The following is a 4,276-nucleotide window of genomic DNA, read 5'->3' on the forward strand; positions in this document are numbered from 1 at the left end:
GTGTTCAACGTCGCCCCGCGATCACGCACCCACGCCGACAACGCCGCCGTCTCCTCCACACCGAAATCGGCACACACGTCCCGTGATTCGCGGTATCGGCGGGCGGAGTCGAGGTCGGAGACGAGGGTGGGTTCGGTCGCGCCGTCGAATGCACGGGCCCATGCGTCGAGCGATGTCTCGATGTCCTGCTCGCCGATCCAGGCCAGGAAGTCGCGGTAGGACCGGGAGCGCGGCAGCATCGTGTCGTCGCCGTCGGTGGCATAGAGCACGAGCAGTTCCTTCAGCAGCAACGGTGTCGACCAGCCGTCGAGCAGCAGGTGGTGGTTGGTCATCACCAGCCGATGGCTGTCCGGTCCGGTGGTGACCAGCAGCCACCGGATCAGCGGCGCCTGCGCCGGGTCGAACCGGGTGGCGCGATCCGCGGCCATGACCGCGGCGAACTCGCGGTCGAGGGTGGTCTCGTCGGATCCGGACAGGTCCAGCGTGTCGAACGGGACGTCGAGGTGGTCGTGGATCACCTGGACGCTCGGTGCGCCCGGCGACCGTACGAACGCGGTTCGCAGGTTGGCGTGGCGTTCGAGCAGCACCTTTCCGGCGCGCCGCAACCGCTGCGGGTCGACCGTTCCGCGCAGTTCGAGTACCAGTTGCACCAGGTACGCGTCGACCGAATCCTCCGACACCAGCGCGTGGAACAGCAGGCCCTCCTGCAGCGGCGACAGCGGCCACACGTCGGTCAGATCCGGATACCGCCGCTCGAGCTCCTCGATCTGTGCCTGCTCCAGCGTGACCAGACCCAGATCCGACGGCGTGAGGCCGCCGGCCACGGTCGCGAGGGCGGCGATGCGCTCGAGGACGTCGACCCACAGCCGGGCGACTGCGTCGACCTCGGTGGTGGTGAGCATCCCGGTCGGGAACGACCAGATCGCCCGCAGGCGTGAGCGGCCTCCGTCGTCGAGGGTGAGCGCGTTGACGTCGAGGACCGCCGGCACCGGGAGATCCGGATTCTGTGCGACGGAGAGATCGCCGGCGTCGTCGACGGGCATCCAGGGCACGTCCTGAGTTGTCTCGGTCGATCCTGTGGTCACGCGTCCCAGATAGTTGAATGCGACCTGCGGTGGTGTGCACTCGGCGAGGACGCGTCCGGCCTCCCCACCGAGGTGACGCAGCAATCCGAAGCCGATGCCGTGGTCGGGGACCGCGAGAAGCTGTTCCTTGACCGACTTGACGACAGCCCCGAGATTCGGTCCGCCCTCGCACGCGTCGGCGAGATCGAAGCCCGAAAGGTCCAGGCGCATCGGATAGCTCGTCGAGAACCAGCCGACGGTGCGACTCAGATCGGCGCCGGGAACGACGCTTTCCTCACGACCGTGGCCCTCGAGTCCGATCACCGCGTCCGTCAGTGCGGGATGACCGTGGTCGCGCCGCCACGTGGTGAGGGCGACGGCGAGAGCGGCGACGAGCCCGTCGGACACGCTGCCGTGGAACGCGTCCGGGACGGTGGTCAGCAGCGCCTCGGTGACCTCCGCCGACAGTTCGACCTCGACGCTGCCGGTCGTGGCGGCGGTGTCCGTCGCCGGATCCAGCGGCCTGGACCCGATCGTCGGGTCGTCCGCGGCCGCGGTCGCGCGCCAGAAGTCGAGTTCGGCGAGCCGTTCGGGTTGCTGCGCGGCCTCGACCAGACCGTGCGCCCAGCGGCGCATCGACGTACCGACCGCCTCGAGTTGCGGGTCCTGTCCCGCCGCGATCTGCGACCACGCGGTCGCGAGATCCGGGACGAGGATCCGCCACGACACGCCGTCGACTGCCGAATGATGAATCATGACCAGCAGCCTGCCCGGGATTTCGGTGTCGTCGGGGTCGAACCACACCGCCTGCACCACGATTCCCGAGGCCGGGTCGAGTCGGTCCGCGGCGGCGTCCGCCTCGGCGGCCGCGGTCGCGTGGAATCCGGCGGTGCCCGGCGCCGAGTCGACGACGACCCGGTGGAGCACGTCGCGTGCGCGAATCGCGCCGACCGGCAATGCTTCCCAATTCCAGCGGTTCGGCGCTGCGGGGTCGCGCTGCAGTCGGCTGCGCAGCATGTCGTGCCGATCGAGCACGGCCTGGAGCGTGCCCGCGAGGGTCTCCTCGTCGACGGTGGTGGGGAGCGCCAGGACGACGACCTGGGAGAACCGGTGGAATCCCGCGTCGCCTCGTCCGCTCTGCCAGTGCATGATCGGGGTGAGCGGCAGGTCGCCGACACCACCACCGGGCAGCTCCTCGAGCACCACCGCACCCGCACCACCGGACGCGGCCACCTGCGCCAGCGCCGCCACCGTCCGGCACTCGAACACATCCCGCGGCGAGAACACCAACCCCCGCGCCTTCGCCCGCGCCACCAGCTGGATCGACATGATGCTGTCCCCGCCGAGCGCGAAGAACGAATCCTGCGCCCCGACCGTCTCGACGCCCAGCACCTCGGCGAACAACTCCGCCAGCACCGCCTCCGTCTCCGAGGCCGGTGCCCGGAACTCCGCCGCACCCGAACGGAAGTCCGGTTCCGGCAACGCCGCCCGATCCACCTTCCCGTTCGCCGTCACCGGCACCGCATCGAGGATCGACACCGTCGCCGGCACCATGTGCGGCGCCAGCCGCGTCCCTACCTGCGCCAGCACCGCCACCGGATCCAGCTCGGCGCCGGATTCGGGCACCACGTATCCGACGAGCCGATCCACCGCACCGCGATGGACACTCGCCACCGCCTGCTCGACACCGTCGCACGCCCGCAGCGCGGATTCGATCTCGCCGAGTTCGATGCGGAAGCCGCGGACCTTCACCTGCTGGTCGGAGCGGCCGACGTAGTCGAGTTCGAGCGTCCCGTCGTCGCGGCGACGCCACCGCGCCAGATCGCCGGTGCGGTACATGCGCTGCCCGTCCGGTGCGGCGACGAACCGTGCCGCCGACAATCCGGGACGATTGCGGTAGCCGCGGGCCAGCCCCGGACCGGACAGATACAGCTCCCCCACCACCCCGACGGGCACCGGCCGCAGCCGGTCGTCGAGGACGAGCTCGGCGAAGCCGCGGATCGGGCGGCCGATCGTGACGGGTTCTCCCGCAGTGAGCGGCCGGCCGGCGTTGGACTGGATCGTCGTCTCCGCCGGGCCGTAGGTGTTCACCATGGTCCGGCCCGGCGCCCACCGTGCCACCAGCTCCGGCGGGCAGGCCTCGCCGCCGACGATCACCGTGCCCAACCGGTCGAGTCCGATCGGATCCACCGTGCCCAGCGCCGCGGGAGTCAGTGCCGCGTGCGTGACCTGCTCACGCACCAGCACGTCTGCGAGCTCACACCCGCCGAACACCCCGGGCGGGGAGATCACCAGACAAGCACCGGATCCGAAGGCCCACAACATTTCCAGCACCGCCGCGTCGAAACTCGGCGACGCTGCGTGCAGCACCCGAGAATCCGGACCGAGCCCGAACCGAGCACGCTGTTCGGCGACCAGGTTCACCAGGCCCGCGTGCGTGACGGTCACACCCTTGGGCACACCCGTCGACCCGGACGTGTAGATCACGTACGCGGGATTCTCCATCCGCAGTGGGCACACGCGATCCGCATCGGTCACGCGATCGGGCGACGCCTGTTCGTACGGGTCGTCCAGGTTCAGCCACATGACTGTTGCCGGCAACGAATCGCGCGCATCGGCAGTCGTGAACCCGACCGTCACAGCCGAATCCGTGATCATGTGCTCGATCCGCGATGCGGGATAGTTCGGGTCGACGGGAAGGAAGGCCGCTCCGGTCTTCGCGACCGCCCACACCGCCAGCACCGACTCCACCGACCGCGGTACCGCGATCGCGACCGCCGCCTCCGGTCCGATACCGTATCGGATCAGCTTCCGCGCCATACGATTCGATTGCTCGTCGAGCTCACGGTAGGTCAGCCGATGCTCCCCCGCGACTACCGCGACCGCGTCCGGATCCGCTGCGGCCGACGCGACCAGGATGTCGGGCAACGTCACGCCGAGAATCGGCGATCCACCCGCGACCGGTACCAGTTCGGCGCGCTCGGCGTCGTCGAGCAGTGAGAACCGGTCGATGGGTGTATTGGACTGCACGACAAGCGATTCGATGATGTGACGCACGCGGTCGAGGATCGCGGCGACCTCACCGTGGCCGAAGAGATCAGGGAGATACTTGATCTTCAGGTGCAGCCGATCGTCCACGTGCGCAACCAAACCCATCGGATAATGCGCCGCATCCACGCCCGAGACATCCACCACCCGCATCCCCGCGATGT

1 protein-coding gene is annotated in these 4,276 nt (G+C 69.5%); it reads right to left on the reverse strand.

Annotated features, from left to right (window positions below; translation table 11 throughout):
* A partial coding sequence (locus tag ACWDTS_RS28020) for an amino acid adenylation domain-containing protein (protein ID WP_450119454.1) occupies positions 1–4,220 on the reverse strand: 4,220 nt, incomplete at its 3' end.
* Positions 4,221–4,276 lie beyond the last annotated feature (56 nt).

Source organism: Rhodococcus sp. NPDC003383 (assembly GCF_053589115.1).